The organism is Exiguobacterium sp. s80 (assembly GCF_018618725.1).
Classification (GTDB): Bacteria; Bacillota; Bacilli; order Exiguobacteriales; family Exiguobacteriaceae; genus Exiguobacterium_A; species Exiguobacterium_A oxidotolerans.
The window spans coordinates 70,763-88,182 of record NZ_JACSMP010000005.1 but is presented as its reverse complement, the minus strand read 5'-3'; the positions used below and the strand labels follow the sequence as shown (position 1 = coordinate 88,182).

The following is a 17,420-nucleotide window of genomic DNA, read 5'->3' as shown; positions in this document are numbered from 1 at the left end:
TTGATGTAGGACGGAAACGTCCGTTGTGAAAATCGATATCGGACTGCCGCATGATTCAGTCCCCCTTTTCCGGTGAAAGAAACGAAGGGAATTAATCGAACTGCCGTCGTGCGAGACGGGCTTCATGCTCTTTATTGACCTGTCGTTTATTTTTTTCATGGAGGCGATGCATGAAGGGAGTTCGTTGCCAAGATGCAGACCATTCCGACTCTTTTCCGGCACGGAGGCCGAGAATATAATCATAACTATGATGTAGACGTTCAATCATATCCGTCCGCACATCACAGATATGTCCGTGACCTGGTACGAGCAATTTCACCTCGTATTCATAAATGAACGATTCAAGTAGTTCGAGCGTCGTTAAATATTCCGTCGAGTCATGTTCAATCAAGGGGATTTCAACATCTGACGCATAATCCCCACAAATGAGTAAATTCATTGGCATGACGACGAAGGATAGGTGTGTTTCTTCATGCCCCGGCGTCAAAAAGAAAATAAGTTTAGTCGATCCGATGGTGAGTGTTGTTTCCGATTCTTCAATGATATGCGTGATCTCCGGAAAGAGGACAGGAGAATCGATATAGTATTCATCATTAAAATTTTGAACTTCTTCTAAAGCGACTTGTGTGTCAGTTTCGATGAACCGACGCGATGCAACCGCGATGGCGTCTTTAAAAGCATAAGCTCCTAAAATATGATCAAAGTGAGCATGGGTGTAAACGATATAGAGCGGACGTTCATGGCGGATGATTTCAACATCTCGGCGAATCGTCGCAATTTCATCCGGCAACCAGCCGGGGTCGACGACAATCAAGCAATCCGGCGTTTCAATCAAGGTTGAAGTTGTTTTCATCAATGTACTTTGATAGACGGTCACGCCCGGCATCTTCATCTGGATCATGAAATCCCTCCTTTTATATCGAACTATACCCTGAAACGATGAGGAATTACCCTAGAAGACAACAAAAAAGACGGCTTGCATCGCGCAAGCCGCCTGCCCTCTAGAGGGATTATGGTCGTTGACCTATGTTATGTCTTAAAATTGGAGCGGGTGAAGGGAATCGAACCCTCATCATCAGCTTGGAAGGCTGAGGTTTTACCACTAAACTACACCCGCATGAGTGCTACATGAAATATAGTAGCATAGCAAAGCAGTTATTTCCATAACTTTTATGAAAAAAAGCTATTTCGGTTGATTTTATGTGTACAATAATAATAGCTAAATCGTTTACATGAGCTTCCTGTAACGATTGTGAATGGCTGAAGATGGATAGAGGAGCGTATGAGTAGTGAACAAAGTTCAAGTTTGGAGCGAACAGCCGATGGGAAAAGGATGGAGGGCACAATGCCATCATCAAATCGATCGTCATCGCTTCACGACAGGAGAGTGGTTCCTTAACGCAAGCTTACTTGCCTTTTCGATTGAACAGGATGCGGATATGTTACCGGACGTGCTTCCGAACGTGTTGAACATCCCGCTGGTCTCTGAACGGATGAAACAGGCGCTTGAACAGTTTACACCGTTTTCTGTTCAATGTCTTCGGGTTCAACTTCAAACGAGATCGGGATGGAGCAACTACTATCTCATCAATATACTAGCGGTCAGACGGGTGGAACATCTACATAAGACGAACATTTTCCGACCAATCGGAAAAAAGTATGTCTACTTCATGACAGAGCGACTCGTTCAAGATTCGCTCGGTGTCCATCATCTATTACGAGACGAACTGACAGATCGAATTTTCGTCTCCAGTCAGCTAGCACGGTATTTAGAACGATTAACCGTGACCGGGATACAATTTGACGAGATAAATCGAATGGAGGAATTAATATGAAACAATACACGGTCGATAATTGGATTACACTTGAATATCCACAAGCATTTGAATATCAAGAAGAAGAGACTTTTGTCAGTTTTTATTCGACAGAAGAAAATGCGATGGGAACCTTACAACTTTCGATTTATGAATCGGAATCGGAGGAATTGACGCCATTCGAAGCAGCCGAACAAGAAATCAACTTGTTGGTTGAAGAATTTGATATCGAATTGACGAGTCCACTTGAAACGCGTCGTAATTCAACAAAAGAAGCGTTGCTCGCAGTAGATGGAAAAGAGGAAGGAATTTTCCTTCGCATCTTTGCGTATTCAGATGGAGAACGCCTTGTATTATTAACGTACTCAGCGGATCGCGAATCGCTCGAGTTAGAAGAAATCGAAACAATCATGACATCTTTAAAATGGATTTCTTGAGTTGAAAAAGGTGCTAATTCAAAACGATTCCCTTCACAATTCTTTGTGATGGACCGTTTCGTCCTTAGCATAAGAAACGCCGATGATTCCGTTTTTCATACGGAGTCATCGGCGTTTTTTTGCTTCATCTCGTTCATGATGACTGGATGCACACTTGGTTCCCGTAGCGAAAAGCCCTTTTTCTTTGAAATACAGTAAACAAGTGTTTTACGCACTTTTCAGGGCGGACACGCCAACATGCTCTTCACTCGTCCTAAAAGTTTATTTACAGCCGGAGCTGACGTTAACGTCAGCTCTTTGTTTCGATTAAGAGCCCTGTTTTCGAATAGAAGCAGGATATGGAGCATTGATATGATTATTCAACCAACCGGCAATGTCTGCGAACACACGAATGCGTTCGAACTCATGGAAGAGTTCATGACGTAAACCGCGATAGACGGTCAGTTGAGTATCTTCAACGCGAACGCGATTGTAGGCATCAAACAATGCGTGAATTCCTTTTCCATCAAAGGCGACCGGATCATCTTCTCCGGCGACGAGTAGAAGGGGGAGATGCCGTGGGTGCTGATAAAGATTTGCTAGCGCATTGACGGATTTGGTTGCCGTCAAGAGCTCATGGAAAAATCCGAGTGTTACGGTCTGCCCTGAAAGTGGATCTTCATCATACCGCAAGACGGATTGTGGGTCCGAGGATAACCAGGCATTCGACGAAAGGGCGGGGAAAAAACGTAAGTTGTATCGACCGAATACAGCACGCCCCATCCCTTCAGCTGGTTGTTTGGCGGAAGTATTAGCAATCAACCGTTTAACGAGTTGTTTACTGACTGTTCCTGAAACTCCAGCATCGGTAGGTGGACCACTAGCGATGACGCCTGCTAGTACATGCCCAAGCGTTTGACCAAGGCGTCGTGAGATGAGGGAACCAAAACTATGTCCGAATGCGAAAACCGGTAATTCAGGATACTGTTGCTTAATATCTTGTACGAGCTCCTCTGCGTCCTGAATGAGTTGTTCAAACCCTTGGTTCGGCTCTAGATGACCGAGGGCATCTTGCTGCTGCGCACGTTCACCAAAACAGCGAAGATCGGGAATGAAAGTATGGAAGTGGTGAGCATTGAGAAATTCTGCGAATTCGTCATAGCGTGCCCCGTGTTCCATCATGCCATGGAAAACGATGACGACTCCCTTTGGTGCTTGTGCTTCTAGGATCCGCATATTTGTTGTATAGCCATCAGAAGCAATCCAGTGTGTATGATTAATTGTCACATGTCTCATCCTCTCTTGATTACGAAAGACCAAAGATTGTTCCGTCTTCAGAAATCCCCATCTGATTAGCAGCCGGTTTTTTAGGAAGACCCGGCATCGTTAATACATTCCCGGTTAGAGCAATAATGAATCCGGCACCGATGGCCGGCTTGATTTCACGAACGGTGATGGTAAATCCTTCGACCCGACCATATTTTGATGGATCATCCGTTAAAGAAAACGGTGTTTTCGCCATACAAATCGGCAGGTCATTCAGCCCGCGTTCTGCACAACGTTCAAGTTCGCGCAATGCTTTGTCTTCAAAATGTACGTCAGCAGCACCATAGACACGCGTTGCGATTCGTTCGATTTTTTGCTTGAGGGGTAACTCTGCTGGATACAACGGTTTGAATTGACTCTCTTCCTCGAGTGCCTCCATGACTTGACTGACGAGTGCTTCGCCACCAGCACCACCTTGGCTGAAGACTTCGCTCTCTGCGACGCGAATGTTTCGTTCGCGACACCATGTTAAGACGGTTTGCCGTTCTGTTTCTGTATCAGTGAAAAATCGATTGAGTGCGACAACAGCGGGAACACCGAATACATCCATCGTCTCGACATGTTTTTCGAGCAACGCCAGTCCTTCTGTTAAGGCGGCTAGGTTTTCTTCGACGAGTTGATCTTTTGCGACGCCACCATGCATCTTAAGTGCTCGGATCGTCGCGACAATGACAACAGCATCTGGATGGAGATTACCAATTCTTGATTTGATGTTGAAGAATTTTTCAGCCCCTAGGTCAGCGCCGAATCCAGCCTCTGTCACGACATAATCACTTAACTTAAGTGCAGTCCGTGTTGCGATGAGTGAGTTACAGCCGTGGGCGATATTTGCAAATGGCCCGCCGTGAATTAAAGCGGGTGTTCCTTCGACGGTCTGGACAAGGTTCGGACGGAACGCTTCTTTTAGCAGTAATGTCGCAGCACCCGACGCTTCAATGTCTTTGACCGTGATTGCTTGCTGATCATAAGAATAAGCGACGACGATCCGGCTGATCCGTTCTTCTAAATCTTTTAAGGAGTCGGCTAAGCATAAGACGGCCATGATTTCGGAAGAGACTGTAATATCGAAACCGTCTTGTCGTGGAATGCTGTGTGCGGGTCCCCCTAGACCAATCGTAATGTTTCGGAGGGCGCGGTCATTCAAGTCGAGAACGCGTTTCCAGGTGATGCGACGTGGATCGATGTGAAGCTCGTTTCCTTGATGCATGTGATTATCGAGTAAAGCACTAATCGTATTATGAGCCGAAGTAATCGCATGCATGTCTCCAGTGAAATGAAGATTGATTTCTTCCATCGGTAACACTTGACTATACCCACCGCCACAAGCGCCACCCTTTAATCCCATAGTTGGTCCAAGGGAGGGTTCGCGTAAACAAATCATCGTTTTATGATTTTGACGATGGAGTGCTTGACCTAAACCGACGGTCACAGTTGATTTTCCCTCACCGGCAGCCGTCGGGTTGATGGCTGTGACTAAAATGAGCTTCCCATCCGTTTTAGTTGCGAGGCGAGTTGCTAATCCATCACTTAACTTTGCTTTGTACTTTCCGTAGCTGTCGTAATCAGCCTCCGTAAGTCCGATTTGATCAGCAATCTCAGAGATTGGTTTTAAAATCGTTTGTTGTGCAATTTCTAAGTCAGAACGAATGGTTTTTTCCATGGCAGCTTCTCCCTCTCCAATTATAGATTTCTCTCTATTTCCTTATAGTAGCGTATCTAAAACAGACACGCCAAATAATCGTTCAATATTTTCCACCCAAAGAGTCAAATCGTTACGTTTTCATTTTTTGTCGAATTTCGTAATGTAAGGTAGAGGAGGGATGATAAATGGCATCAGGCAATAAGAAAAAACTAAAACGCGGACTGGATTTCTGGATGTTCGTAGGACCGGTTTTTTTGGTTTTCGCGGTCATTGTTCTTGTTCCATTTTTTAATGGCGTTATGTATTCATTCACGGATTGGAACGGGATTACAGGTGAACTGAATTGGATTGGTTTTGACAATTATGTTCGATTGTTTACGAGTGATGAACAGTTCCAACAGTCATTTTGGTTAACGACGCGCTATACAATTGTTGCTGTTGTCTTGACCAATCTAGTTGGATTCATCCTGGCATTTTTATTAACACAAAACATTCGGACTCGTAATTTTTTACGAACGATTTTCTTTATGCCGAACTTGATTGGTGGATTGATTCTTGGGTTCATCTGGCAGTTTATTTATGTGAAAGGTTTTTCTTCGATTGGCGAGTTAACGGGTTGGAGTCTTTTTGAATTACCATGGCTCGGAGATGCCCGAACAGGTTTTTGGGGAATCGTCATCGTCTCGATTTGGCAAGGTGGCGGGTACATCATGGTCATCTATATCGCTGCGTTACAAAATGTACCGCAAGAATTGGTTGAAGCGGCAAAAATTGATGGAGCGAATCGCTTATCGACACTGCGTAATATTACGATTCCATTGATCATGCCGTCGGTGACGATTTGCTTATTCTTAACGATTTCCTGGTCATTCAAACTGTTCGACACGAACTTATCGTTAACGAACGGTGGTCCGTTCAAGTCGACAGAGATGCTCGCTTTGAACATCTACAAAGAATCCTTTACAAATAATAATTTAGGACTTGGTTCAGCGAAGGCTGTCATCTTCTTTGTGGTCGTTGCGGCGATTACAGTCACACAGGTCTACTTAACGAAAAAGCGGGAGGTGGAAGCATGAGTACAGCCCAACCTTTACCGACGCCAAAAAAACAAACGCCAAAACAAAAACCGAAAAAAAAGGGACGTTATTCGATTCGACTTGGAATGGTCGAAATTGCGGCGCTCATCATGGGACTGCTCTATATGATTCCCTTTTACTACGTACTTTCGAATTCGTTTAAGTCGAGAGGGGACATCTTTACGAATACATCCGGTCTTCCAAAAGAGTGGATGGCTTCAAACTACGTGGATGCCTGGGAAGCGATGAACTTCGGAAGAGTATTCTTGAATTCCGTCATCATCACGGTCGGTGCGAATGCAATCATCGTTATTTTCTGTTCGATGGCGGCATGGAAACTCGTTCGGACGAAAACACGCTTGTCGACGATTATTTTCTTTTTGTTCGTCGCAGCGATGATCATTCCGTTCCAATCGATCATGATTCCGTTATCGAAGTTATCGGGTCAGCTCGGTTTGCAAAATAGTTACTGGGGCTTAATCTTGATGTATCTCGGGTTTGGATCAGGATTATCGATTTTCTTGTATCATGGGTTCATGAAATCCATTCCGGAAGAAATCGAAGAAGCGGCCATTATCGATGGCTGCTCACAGTGGGGTGTCTTTTGGCGGATCGTCTTCCCGCTCCTTAAGCCCATTACGGTCACAATCGTCATCTTGAACACGCTTTGGATTTGGAATGACTTTTTGTTACCATCGCTGATGTTACGTGATGTTGATTTACGGACGATTCCACTGGCGACTTTCTATTTCTTCGGTCAATACACGAAACAATGGGACTTGGCGCTTGCCGGACTCGTGCTTGGTATCATCCCGTTACTGCTCTTCTTCTTCGCGATGCAAAAGCAAATCATTCAAGGAATTACGAGTGGTTCCATCAAATGATTTTTGAAAGCGCGTTCTCGCTTCTGCGGGAACGCTTTTGCTTGATAAACTTAATCAGACTAATCAGACAATTTTATTTTTTTGAAAAAAAAAGCTTTTCAAAGTGTGACGGCATAGTGTACGATAATCTCAATTCAATTGTAACAACGACGTTGAAGGGAAGAGTAACACCTTGAAAAACCGTATTAGCGAGCTGGGGACGGTGAGAGCCCAGTCGGAAACAAGTTGTGAAGAACATCCTGGAGTCGCTACCCGAACACGATTGTCAGTAGGCGTAGCCGGAAATGCCTGTCCGTTATCATATGGCCGAAGATTGAGATGATGATTCATCAAGTCTTTTGAGTGAGTAGCTTTGCTACTAACATGGGTGGTACCGCGGAACCGAGTCTTTCGTCCCATATTCTTGGGAGAGAAGGGCTCTTTTTTATGGCTTCTTTTTCAAAACACAATTGAGGAGGAAGAAAACCATGACAACACTCGTATCGATGAAACAGACACAGGAAGCCATCACACTCGTAAAAAAACGCTTTGAGGACCAGTTCTCTAAAACACTCGGATTGACACGTGTAGAAGCACCTTTATTCGTAGAAAGCACACTAGGTGTCAACGATCACTTAAACGGAACGGAGCGTGTCATTCGCTTTGATGCAATCGATCATCAAGTAGAACTTGAAATCGTTCAGTCACTCGCGAAGTGGAAACGCCAAGCGTTGCACACATATGGGTTTGCAGAAGGCGAAGGGCTATATACATTGATGCATGCGATCCGTCGGGATGAAGTACTCGACGCGACACATTCGATTCATGTTGATCAATGGGACTGGGAACGGATCATCTCAAAAGAAGCTCGGACAATCGATTCATTAAAGACAACGGTCTTATCCATCTATGAAACAATTCGCCAAGTTGAATTAGAAGTTCAAGAGCAGTTCGGGATTGAAGCGACGTTACCGAAGACGATTCATTTCATGACGACACAAGAGCTCGAAGATTCGTATCCGAGCCTATCATCAAAAGAGCGGGAAACGGCAATTACAAAAGAGTACGGTGCGGTCTTCCTTATGCAAATCGGCGGAGCTTTAGCTTCTGGAGAAAAACATGATGGCCGAGCAGCTGATTACGACGACTGGTCACTAAACGGTGATATTTTAGTTCATCACCCGGAAATTGGTGCTTTTGAGTTATCATCGATGGGAATTCGCGTCGATCGGGCGGCACTCTTGTCTCAAATCAAGACGACAGGAGAACACGAAAAATTAGAGTTTCCTTTCCATCAAGGTGTTCTTTCAGAGACACTCCCGTTGACGATGGGAGGAGGGATCGGGCAATCACGAATGGCGATGTTCCTATTGAAGAAACGTCACATCGGGGAAGTCCAAGCATCCGTCTGGTCAGAGGAAACGCGTCGTTCGTACCGCGAGCAAGGTGTGCACCTCCTGTAAGCGAGTGACTATATTATATAGAAGAAATGAAAATGAGATCTCACAAACGTGGGGTCTCTTTTTTAGTATGAGTAAGTTCATAAGACCTTAGACGGAGGGAAAACGTGTTGAATTGACGTATAATGGGCATAAGAATAAATAAGAAAGAGGTGAAGACATGTCTGCATTACTCATTACAGGACTGGTATTTGCGTTATTATTTGTTCTATTTCTTTGGTTTAACATTAAAGGACTTCGAACGATGTGGCGTGATTATAAAGAAACAGGCTCAATGGTAGCACTAGGTTTCTTTATTGTAGGTGTGATTGGTATTTTCACTGGTGTATGGACGACACTTGTCGTCATCATCTATTATCTCCTCCGTCCGCGAGGTTAAAAAAGAGGAGGGGTCAAGCGTGTTAGAGTGGTTATTTGCAGCTGGAGAGTCAAATCTCTGGCTTTTTTTAGGGATTATGATTCTTGGATTAGGTACTGAATTAATTCCGGCAGAAGTCGGGTTACCCTTACTGGGTCTGTATGTCTCAAACGGAACACTCGGCTGGACGACGGCTGTCTTAATCGGCTTCTTTGGTAGCCTGATGGGAGCGACATTATTTTATTTTTTAGGTCGTTATGCTGGACGACCATTACTCGTCCGTTACGGGAAATGGTTATTGATTAAAGAACGGGAAATCGATCAAGGGGAACGAATTGTTTCGAAATACGGAACGTGGTCAGCACTATTTGGTCGTTTCTTTCCTGTCGTTCGGTCGGTTGTCTCGATTCCCTGTGGACTATTTAATCTTTCCTTCAAGCGTTATATCCTTGCTTCGAGTGTCGGATTATTTCCGGTCTCGTTCTTCTATATTTGGCTAGGAGAAAAATTTGGGGTAGCACGTGCAGAGTCGATGTTAAAAGCACTTGAAAAAGAACTGTGGTGGATTCTCGGGATTATCATCATCGGAATCGTCGGTTACATTATTTATCGTCGGAAATCGAAAAAAGGAGAATCGTAAACACGATTCTCCTTTTTGTTATGACGTTTTAGGGAACAGGAAGCGTTTTAACGTTTTAATCCGGTGTTTCGGTGTCAACAACAACAGTTGATCATTTCCTTCGAATACAGTATCACCACGCGGCGTAATGATTTGGTCGTCACGGATGATTGCCGTGATCAAAAATTCTTGAGGGAGTTGAATATCTGAAATCATTTTTCCGATGAACGGATGGTGACGTGGAATCGTTAATTCAATGATTTCAGCGTTTGGTTTTCCAATCGACATAAATTCGATGACGGTTTGAATTGTTGATGAGCCCGTTTCGTTTAAGTGTAAGCGGTCAGCTAATAAACTTAACAAACTCCCTTGAATCAATGTCGAAAGTAGCACTGTGAAGAAGACGATATTGAAAATCATCGAGGCATTATCAATTCCTGCAACAAGTGGATAAGTAGCGAGAATGATTGGAACAGCACCCTTAAGACCTGCAAACGAGATAAAAATCTTCTCACGCCAACTGTATTTAAACGGCAGTAAGCTTAACCAAACAGAAAGTGGACGAGCGATGAAAATCAAAATCAAAGCTAGCGCGATAGACGAAAGAATGACTTGAGGATCAAGCAGCTGTTTCGGGAAGACGAGTAGACCAAGTACGATGAACATTCCGATTTGAGCGAGATGGGCCATGCTCATCGTGAAACGGACGAGTGTCTGCCGATAGACAAGTTCATGGTTGCTGATGTAAATGGCTGTGACATAGACAGCTAAGAATCCGCTTGCTGAGAAAGCAGAAGCAATACCGAATGAGAGGAAACCAAATGACATCAAGAGAATCGGATAAAAACTAGAAGAACTTAAATCGATTCGGTTGATCACAGCAGAAGCGACCCAACCAATCGCGAGTCCAAGTAACAATCCGATAACCATCTCCCAAGTGAGTGAAAACAAGCCGTTTAAAAGAGAGGCATCTTGCGGATTGGTGACAAACTCAAGAAAGAGAACCGTCAAAAATACAGCCATTGGGTCATTTGTCCCTGATTCGACTTCGAGGGTTGAACCCACTTTACGCCGGACGGATTGACCACTCAGCACAGAAAAGATAGCAGCCGCGTCTGTCGACCCGACGATGGCTCCGAGTAAAAAGGAATTGGGCCAGTTAAAGCCAAGAATATAGTGGGAAGCAACGGCAACGACAGTCGTTGCGATGAACACACCGAACGTCGCGAGGGACAAAGATGGGGCGAGCTCTTTTTTGACATCTTTCCAGACCGTTTGAAGACCACCTTCAAACAAGATGACGATTAAGGCAATCGTACCGAACAACTGTGCCAACTCTGCATCGTCAAAACGAATGAAGCCCGTGACATCACTACCAGCAATCATTCCTAAAGAAATGAAAATAAGTAAAGCAGGTATGTTAAAGCGGCTAGATAATTTTGTTGTCCAGACAGCGATGAACAACAAAGAACCAATCAGTAAAATAATCGAAGGTAAGGACATTGCATCAAACTCCTTTGTTAAAATTTAATTCTAACTTCATTATACACTAATCCCGAGTTTTTCGGTCGGATAACGACTGTTCAATATTTTCCACCACACCCGACAAAATTATCTATCTTATTTGGTAGCGTTTTCATTTATTGTAAAAGCGTAGCACGATTATCAACTCGAAATCAGGGAGGTATCCGAATGCGTAAACGTAAATGGGCAACAGTACCAGTCGTCACTACGGCAATGGTCGTCGCATTAGCAGCATGTGGTGGTGGGACGCTAAATAGCGACGATTCTAAGGACAGTGATTCTTCCAAAGATGGAAAGACGCTTAATGTATTCCAGTTTAAAGCGGAGATTGCGAAAGACATGGAACAAATGGCGAAAGAGTACGAAAAGGAAACAGGAACGAAGGTCGTCGTTCAAACAGTCGGTGGTGGATCGGATTATGGTGCAGCCTTGAAGTCACAGTTCGCGTCAGGAAATGAACCGGATGTCTTCAATAATGGTGGTTTTGCTGAAGCAAAAACGTGGCAAGATAAACTTGAAGATTTATCAGACGAGGAGTGGGTCAGTGACTTAACTGATCTTTCAAAAGAACCGATGACGATTGATGGAAAACTATATGGTATGCCGATGAACTTAGAAGGCTATGGTTTTATTTATAATAAAGAAATCTTTAAAAAAGCTGGCATCACAGACTTACCAAAAACATTAACGGAACTGACGGATGCTTCTAAAAAACTTAAAGCAGATGGTGTGACACCGTTCTCAATCGGATATGGCGAGTGGTGGGTACTCGGAAATCACCTCTTGAATATTCCGATGGCGCAACAAGATGATCCCGACCAGTTTATTGCAGATTTAAACGCAGGAAAAGGGAAATTCGAGGACAACAAACAGTTTAAAGAATTTATTGATCTCTTTGACTTAACGATTGAATATGGGAATAAAAATCCGTTGACGACAGACTATAATACACAAGTCACACAGTTTGCTGAAGGAAAAACAGCGATGATTCAGCAAGGGAACTGGGCGCAACAGTTGATCACGGATGTGAACCCGGACATCGAAATGGGCTTCATCCCGATGCCGATCAATGATGATAAAGAAAAAATGGACCGTCTTCCGGTTGGTGTCCCGAATAACTGGGTCGTCAATAAAAACTCGAAGAATAAAGAAGAAGGTAAGAAGTTCCTCGAGTGGATGGCGACATCGGATACAGGAAAAGACTATATGGTCAATAAATTTAAGTTCATTCCGGCCTTTAAATCCATCGAAGCGACGGACTTAGGACCGCTTGCAGAAGATATTCAAGCTTACTCGAAAGAGGGCAAAACGATCTCATGGAACTGGTTCAAATATCCGGATGGTGCTGTAAATGAATACGGAGCAATCATGCAAGCCTATATCGGTAAACAAAAAACGTCAGAAGAGATGTTACAGGACTTCACAAAGACATGGATGAAAATGAAAAAATAAGCAGTAACTACAGCGATCTCAGACCAGTGGTTTACATGGTGGGGATTGACATGAAAAACTCCTCTTTCCTATCGAATCGATGATAGGGAAGAGGAGTTTTTTACATCTTATAAGAAAAATAACTGGATAAAGAACAGGATGGCAAATAGATAGATTAAGGCATGGACCCGTTGCTTTTGTACGGCTTTCATGATCGGATAGACGATGAATCCGAAGGCAATTCCGGTCGCGATGCTTCCTGAAAGCGGCATGATGATGATGATTAGAAAAGCAGTGAAGGCCTCACTGAAATCTTCCCACGCAATTTGCTTGATGTTTTGAAGCATCAATGCACCGACAAGGATTAAAGCGGGTGCCGTAATCGAAGGAACACCTGAAATCGCTTGGACGACTGGTCCGAAAATCGCTGCGAGCGCAAAGAGCAGACCGACTGTGACCGACGTTAAACCAGTACGTCCTCCGGCAGCAACACCAGAAGCAGACTCAACATAAGCAGTCGTAGGACTTGTACCAAAGATCGAACCGACGACCATCGCCATTGAATCAGATAATAAAGCACGATCACTATTTTTAAGTGAACCGTCCTTCTCAATCAGTCCGGCCTGTTCACCGACTGCGACCATCGTACCTGTCGTATCAAACATCGTTACGAGGACGAACGAAAGGACACCACTAAAGAGTCCGTATTGAAAGACATCTTGAATCGCTGTGAAAGGGTTTGTGACTAACAAGCCTTCCGGTAATGTTGGCCAAGCCGTGAGTGTATTTGAAAATTTGAGTTCTCCCGTGATGAAAGCGAGCGCACCCGCAAGAATCATCGCGTACAGTAATCCACCTGGAACACGTTTGACAGTTAAGATGGCAGCAGTCATCAAACCAATGAGTGTAATAATAGCTTCTGGTGAAGACAGTGAGCCAATCGTAATCAAAGTCGCTTCATCTGCAACAAGAATACCTGACATCTTCAGTCCAAGTGAAGCGATGAAAAGTCCAATTCCACCAGTGATCGCTAACTTGAGTGTCAGTGGAATGATTTCAATCAGTTTCGTCCGGATTGGAGACAACGAGAGCAATAGAAAAATGATTCCGGATACAAAGACGACAGAGAGTGCTGTTTGATAAGGAATTTTTTCACCGATGACGAGAGTATACGTGAAGTACGCATTCAGTCCCATGCCCGGTGCAACGGCGATGGGGAGATTCGCATATAACCCCATTAAAAGCGTTCCGACGAGTGTAGCGATAATGGTCGCAGAAAATGCTTGTGCTTGCGGAATGCCCGCATCAGCTAAAATCGTTGGGTTGACAACTAAAATATAGGCCATCGTGATGAACGTAATGAACCCGGCTTGTATTTCACGTTTCACGGTCGTATTATGGGCAGAAAGCTTAAACATAAATAGAGAACCACCTTCGATGAGTTTAATTAAAAAACGAACATTAACGATACTATATGATTATTCATTCGGAATCAAGGATTATTTTTTAAGTATATTATGGATAACTTGATCTATAAACCATCGTAAGCGCTAAAAGGAAGTGGATGTAAGCGGATACAGTTGTGCTATACTATTTATTAGAAGAAAAAGGGTGGAAGGTGGCAAAATGAAGAGCATCCGGACGCGTCTTATATTACTTGTAGCCCTCGCTATCTTGGTTCCGACAACACTTGCTACAACTGCTTCTTATATATATGTACGTCAGCAAAACATTGCAGAAGCCGAGCGTTCGAGTTTAAGCGCTCTCCAACGCGGAAATAGTCAAATCAGTCATTATATGGAAGACGTGAAACGGTTATCAACAAGTCTCTACGCTAATCGTTCATTGATGAATATTATGAATGCTGGTGCCGATGCTGAGCTTGGTGAGTCAGATAGTGTCGTCGCTCGTTCCTTACTCGGTCTCTTTTTATCAAGACAGGATGTTGAACAAATTCATTTTGTGATTTTAAAAGGGTACTCGGAATACTCTGTCTATAATATGAAGACTTCCGGTCGTGGCAAATTTGATTGGTTACAAGAGACTGATTATTTTCGATTGATGCAACAAGAAAATGGTTGGTTGATAGACCCGGAACATGTGATTACAGCATATAATTCTCGGACGATGATTCTTGATGAAAAAGAAGTCGTCAGTTTTCGTTACCGGATTGATCGCGTCGAAACGAGTGAACCCATCGGCTTTTTGTCAGTAGACATTCCAGTTCGAGTATTTGAACAACAACTACAGCTGTTTGAAAATTCACCGGACGAATCATTATGGTTAATGAGTGGGAATCACTTAATCGCGAAGACAGGAACGACATTACCGGTGACGACTGAAAAAATGACTGGAAAAAGTGGGAGCATGCACGTCGGTAGCTCGTTCATCGTGTATGTGAAGACCGAAAAGCAAGGCGTGCCGATTACACTGATCAAGAAAATTCCTTATGCTTCTGTCATCAAGGGAGCAAATGAAACGGCAATCATTTTATTGGTGATTGGTTTAGTGTCACTTCTATTAATGATTATGGCGGCAAGTCTCGTCGCACTCGAAATTACAAAACCGATCAAACAATTGACGGCAAATGTCTGGCGGGTCGAGCAAGGGGACCTCTCCACACGTTTTGTCGCGACGACAAATGATGAAATCGGTTTATTGAATCGCCAGTTTCAACGAATGGTGCACCGGATGGATCGTTTGATTAAACGAGAATACCGGTTAGCACTTGAAAATCGGACGAACGAGCTACGTGCGTTGCAATCACAGCTCAATCCACACTTCTTATTTAATGCGCTACAATCAATCGGAACAACGACGTTGCAAGGGGACCGGAAAGTCGCCTACCGTTCGATAACCGGTCTTTCACAAATGATGCGTTATTCGATGAACAACGAACAGACGATTGTCACATTAAAGCAAGAAGTCGACCATCTTCAAGGGTATATGCGCTTACAACAACAGCGTTTCCCAGAAAAATTTCGTTATATCGTCGATGTCCCGTGGCACATGAACCCGATTGAAGTACCAAAAATGATTTTGCAACCGTTCGCTGAGAATTACTTTAAACATGCCTTTAATCAGCAAAGTGATGCGTTAGAAAATTACTTGGCGTACAAAATTAGAACCGATGGGGACCAACTGATCATTAGCGTCGAAAACAGCGGACCGATCATGTCTGAGGCAGATCTTGAGATGATTAACCAAAAAATGCGGGCACATCGCGCTCCTGAAGACCGGCAAACATCTGGCATCGGCTTACACAATATATACGAACGTCTTCAAATTTTTTACGGTGAACGCACAAACATGACGCTCCAATCTCCAATAGAAGGTGGATTCAGAATCACTATCCGAATTCCAATCGAACAGGAGGAATTGTAATGAATGTACTAATCGTTGATGATGAACAACATGTTCGTGACGCTGTAAAGTTACTTGGTGAATGGGGTGACTGGAAAGTATCGCATATTTTTGAAGCGGAGGATGGAGCAGCTGCGAAAAAAATCTTAAATGAAGAAAAAGTCGGATTGATGCTGACCGATGTTGAAATGCCGGGAGTAGACGGATTAAGTTTATTAGAATGGACAAAAAATCATCATCCAAAGGTCGTCACGATCGTGTTGACAGGTTATGATGATTATACGTATATGCGTCGTGCGATCTTACATCAATCGTTTGATTACTTATTGAAACCGATCGATCCAGATGTTTTAAATGATGCGCTTTCCCGAGCGATGGAGCTGATTTGCCCAGTTCAAGAGCAGGGAGAGGCGATTGATCAAATTGCGAAGTATATCGAGACACATTATGCGGAAGAGTTAACGCTCCAGCTCATGAGTGAGCGCTTCTACTTAAGCCGAGAATATATATCAAGGCGCTTTAAACAGCGTTTTTTGGTTAACTTATCGGATTATATCCAAACGATTCGTCTAAATCGGGCAAAGGAATTGCTGGGAGAGACGAACGCCCGTATATATGAGATTGCCGTTGAAGTCGGGTATCAGGATGATAAATATTTTCGAAAAGTATTTAAGAAGCAATTCGGCATGACACCGAATGAGTTTAGAGAGTTGTTATCTATTTAATTAAACGAACGTCAAGGAGGAAACGTACATGAGCGTACACATTAATGCAGCAGAAGGTCAAATCGCAGAAACAGTTTTACTTCCGGGAGATCCTCTTCGCGCGAAGTACATCGCCGAAACATTTTTAGAGGACGTTGTTCTTTATAATGAAGTGCGTGGGATGTATGGCTTCACAGGAACATACAAAGGGAAAAAAGTATCCGTTCAAGGAACAGGTATGGGTGTTCCGTCGATGTCAATTTATGCAAATGAACTCGTTCAATCGTATGGTGCAAAAAACTTGATCCGTGTCGGTACAGCGGGCGGGATTACACCGGATGTAAAAGTACGTGACGTCGTCATCGCGATGAGTGCTTCACACGACATGGCTCAAAATCGTGTCCGTTTCAATGGATTGGATTATGCGCCGACAGCTTCATTCGAGTTATTGCATAAAGCGTACACAATGGCACAAGAACACGGAATCGACGCAAAAGTCGGTCAAGTCTTCACGACGGATCAATTTTATCAAGATGATTTCCACCACTTCAAAAAATGGGCGGACTTCGGTTGCCTCGCAATCGAGATGGAAGCAGCAGGTCTCTACACACTCGCTGCAAAACATAAAGTCAATGCCTTGACGATTTTGACGATTTCAGATCACCTCCTAACGGGAGAAGAAACAACGTCTGAAGAACGCCAAACGACGTTCAATGATATGATGAAAGTGGCACTTGAAACAGCGATTCAGCTGTAATCAATCAGATGAAATAAGACGATGCGGATGGTAAAATCACTGTCTTCATGAAACGAACACAGCAGGA

The 17,420-nt window shown here is 43.7% G+C and carries 16 protein-coding genes, 1 tRNA gene and 1 other annotated feature; of the genes, 11 read left to right on the top strand and 6 right to left on the bottom strand.

Translation table 11 applies throughout. The annotated features are described in order from the left end of the window. Nucleotides 1-91: 91 nt before the first annotated feature. Together KNP94_RS10665 and KNP94_RS10660 are read right to left on the bottom strand one after the other, a co-directional pair. A complete protein-coding gene (locus tag KNP94_RS10665) occupies nucleotides 92-901 on the bottom strand; it encodes an MBL fold metallo-hydrolase (protein ID WP_214770037.1) in 810 nt (269 codons plus the stop codon). A 142-nt stretch (nucleotides 902-1,043) separates the two neighbouring features. Next, a tRNA-Gly gene (locus KNP94_RS10660) sits at nucleotides 1,044-1,117 on the bottom strand. A gap of 172 nt (nucleotides 1,118-1,289) precedes the next feature. Here KNP94_RS10660 and KNP94_RS10655 point away from each other — a divergent pair. Both KNP94_RS10655 and KNP94_RS10650 read left to right on the top strand, forming a co-directional pair. Next, nucleotides 1,290-1,835, top strand: coding sequence for an imm11 family protein (locus tag KNP94_RS10655; protein ID WP_235195200.1), 546 nt, complete (start codon nucleotides 1,290-1,292; stop codon nucleotides 1,833-1,835). Further along, on the top strand, nucleotides 1,832-2,251 hold the full coding sequence (locus KNP94_RS10650; RefSeq protein ID WP_088836374.1) for a hypothetical protein: 420 nt from the start codon (nucleotides 1,832-1,834) through the stop codon (nucleotides 2,249-2,251). The genes KNP94_RS10655 and KNP94_RS10650 overlap by 4 nt, the downstream gene beginning before the upstream one ends. 306 nt (nucleotides 2,252-2,557) lie before the next feature. On the opposite strand, the gene KNP94_RS10645 is transcribed toward KNP94_RS10650, so the two are convergent. Further along, a complete protein-coding gene (locus tag KNP94_RS10645; protein ID WP_088836375.1) occupies nucleotides 2,558-3,526 on the bottom strand; it encodes an alpha/beta fold hydrolase in 969 nt (322 codons plus the stop codon). A gap of 10 nt (nucleotides 3,527-3,536) precedes the next feature. Further along, nucleotides 3,537-5,216 carry a formate--tetrahydrofolate ligase gene (locus KNP94_RS10640; RefSeq protein WP_214770034.1) on the bottom strand — a complete coding sequence of 560 codons (1,680 nt, stop codon included), beginning with the start codon at nucleotides 5,214-5,216 and terminating at the stop codon, nucleotides 3,537-3,539. 167 nt (nucleotides 5,217-5,383) lie between these two features. Here KNP94_RS10640 and KNP94_RS10635 point away from each other — a divergent pair, with 167 nt between their 5' ends. From KNP94_RS10635 to KNP94_RS10615, 5 genes are all read left to right on the top strand, one after another. Continuing rightward, on the top strand, nucleotides 5,384-6,274 hold the full coding sequence (locus KNP94_RS10635; RefSeq protein ID WP_088836377.1) for a carbohydrate ABC transporter permease: 891 nt from the start codon (nucleotides 5,384-5,386) through the stop codon (nucleotides 6,272-6,274). Beyond that, a complete protein-coding gene (locus tag KNP94_RS10630) occupies nucleotides 6,271-7,158 on the top strand; it encodes a carbohydrate ABC transporter permease (RefSeq protein ID WP_214766670.1) in 888 nt (295 codons plus the stop codon). Before KNP94_RS10635 ends, KNP94_RS10630 begins: the two co-directional genes overlap by 4 nt. Nucleotides 7,159-7,301: 143 nt before the next feature. Continuing rightward, nucleotides 7,302-7,559 (top strand) — a binding site (T-box leader). Nucleotides 7,560-7,625: 66 nt separating this feature from the next. After that, nucleotides 7,626-8,600: an aspartate--ammonia ligase gene (asnA, locus tag KNP94_RS10625; RefSeq protein WP_214766668.1), complete on the top strand. Its 975-nt coding sequence runs from the start codon at nucleotides 7,626-7,628 to the stop codon at nucleotides 8,598-8,600. 157 nt (nucleotides 8,601-8,757) lie between these two features. Then, entirely contained in the window at nucleotides 8,758-8,976 is a 219-nt protein-coding gene (locus KNP94_RS10620) for a hypothetical protein (RefSeq protein WP_214766666.1), read from the top strand. 19 nt (nucleotides 8,977-8,995) lie between these two features. Further along, the gene (locus KNP94_RS10615; RefSeq protein ID WP_214766664.1) at nucleotides 8,996-9,595 is read left to right on the top strand and encodes a DedA family protein; all 600 of its coding nucleotides are present in this window, start codon (nucleotides 8,996-8,998) and stop codon (nucleotides 9,593-9,595) included. Between the two features lie 18 nt (nucleotides 9,596-9,613). On the opposite strand, the gene KNP94_RS10610 is transcribed toward KNP94_RS10615, so the two are convergent. Next, complete coding sequence (locus KNP94_RS10610; RefSeq protein ID WP_088836382.1) at nucleotides 9,614-11,077, bottom strand: potassium/proton antiporter; 1,464 nt, start codon at nucleotides 11,075-11,077, stop codon at nucleotides 9,614-9,616. A 189-nt stretch (nucleotides 11,078-11,266) separates the two neighbouring features. Here KNP94_RS10610 and KNP94_RS10605 point away from each other — a divergent pair, with 189 nt between their 5' ends. Then, a complete protein-coding gene (locus KNP94_RS10605; protein WP_088836383.1) occupies nucleotides 11,267-12,550 on the top strand; it encodes an ABC transporter substrate-binding protein in 1,284 nt (427 codons plus the stop codon). Nucleotides 12,551-12,657: 107 nt separating this feature from the next. Here KNP94_RS10605 and KNP94_RS10600 read toward each other — a convergent pair whose 3' ends face one another. Next, complete coding sequence (locus tag KNP94_RS10600) at nucleotides 12,658-13,947, bottom strand: NCS2 family permease (RefSeq protein WP_214805447.1); 1,290 nt, start codon at nucleotides 13,945-13,947, stop codon at nucleotides 12,658-12,660. Nucleotides 13,948-14,155: 208 nt separating this feature from the next. On the opposite strand from KNP94_RS10600, the gene KNP94_RS10595 reads away from it, so the two are divergent. The 3 genes from KNP94_RS10595 to deoD are packed head-to-tail and all read left to right on the top strand — an operon-like array spanning nucleotide 14,156 to nucleotide 17,353. After that, nucleotides 14,156-15,913 (top strand): sensor histidine kinase, encoded by a 1,758-nt coding sequence (locus KNP94_RS10595; RefSeq protein WP_214766662.1) that lies wholly within the window; start codon nucleotides 14,156-14,158, stop codon nucleotides 15,911-15,913. Continuing rightward, nucleotides 15,913-16,617: a response regulator transcription factor gene (locus KNP94_RS10590; RefSeq protein WP_088836386.1), complete on the top strand. Its 705-nt coding sequence runs from the start codon at nucleotides 15,913-15,915 to the stop codon at nucleotides 16,615-16,617. The genes KNP94_RS10595 and KNP94_RS10590 overlap by 1 nt, the downstream gene beginning before the upstream one ends. Nucleotides 16,618-16,645: 28 nt before the next feature. Beyond that, nucleotides 16,646-17,353 (top strand): purine-nucleoside phosphorylase, encoded by a 708-nt coding sequence (gene deoD, locus KNP94_RS10585; protein WP_029332717.1) that lies wholly within the window; start codon nucleotides 16,646-16,648, stop codon nucleotides 17,351-17,353. Nucleotides 17,354-17,420: the final 67 nt, after the last annotated feature.

Excerpts from the sequence above, each read along its gene's own strand:
- KNP94_RS10665 (WP_214770037.1), bottom strand. The coding sequence starts at position 901 with ATGATCCAGATGAAGATGCCGGGCGTGACCGTCTATCAAAGTACATTG.
- KNP94_RS10650 (WP_088836374.1), top strand. The coding sequence starts at position 1,832 with ATGAAACAATACACGGTCGATAATTGGATTACACTTGAATATCCACAA.
- KNP94_RS10645 (WP_088836375.1), bottom strand. The coding sequence starts at position 3,526 with ATGAGACATGTGACAATTAATCATACACACTGGATTGCTTCTGATGGC.
- KNP94_RS10640 (WP_214770034.1), bottom strand. The coding sequence starts at position 5,216 with ATGGAAAAAACCATTCGTTCTGACTTAGAAATTGCACAACAAACGATT.
- KNP94_RS10635 (WP_088836377.1), top strand. The coding sequence starts at position 5,384 with ATGGCATCAGGCAATAAGAAAAAACTAAAACGCGGACTGGATTTCTGG.
- KNP94_RS10630 (WP_214766670.1), top strand. The coding sequence starts at position 6,271 with ATGAGTACAGCCCAACCTTTACCGACGCCAAAAAAACAAACGCCAAAA.
- asnA (WP_214766668.1), top strand. The coding sequence starts at position 7,626 with ATGACAACACTCGTATCGATGAAACAGACACAGGAAGCCATCACACTC.
- KNP94_RS10620 (WP_214766666.1), top strand. The coding sequence starts at position 8,758 with ATGTCTGCATTACTCATTACAGGACTGGTATTTGCGTTATTATTTGTT.
- KNP94_RS10610 (WP_088836382.1), bottom strand. The coding sequence starts at position 11,077 with ATGTCCTTACCTTCGATTATTTTACTGATTGGTTCTTTGTTGTTCATC.
- KNP94_RS10605 (WP_088836383.1), top strand. The coding sequence starts at position 11,267 with ATGCGTAAACGTAAATGGGCAACAGTACCAGTCGTCACTACGGCAATG.
- KNP94_RS10600 (WP_214805447.1), bottom strand. The coding sequence starts at position 13,947 with ATGTTTAAGCTTTCTGCCCATAATACGACCGTGAAACGTGAAATACAA.
- KNP94_RS10595 (WP_214766662.1), top strand. The coding sequence starts at position 14,156 with ATGAAGAGCATCCGGACGCGTCTTATATTACTTGTAGCCCTCGCTATC.
- KNP94_RS10590 (WP_088836386.1), top strand. The coding sequence starts at position 15,913 with ATGAATGTACTAATCGTTGATGATGAACAACATGTTCGTGACGCTGTA.
- deoD (WP_029332717.1), top strand. The coding sequence starts at position 16,646 with ATGAGCGTACACATTAATGCAGCAGAAGGTCAAATCGCAGAAACAGTT.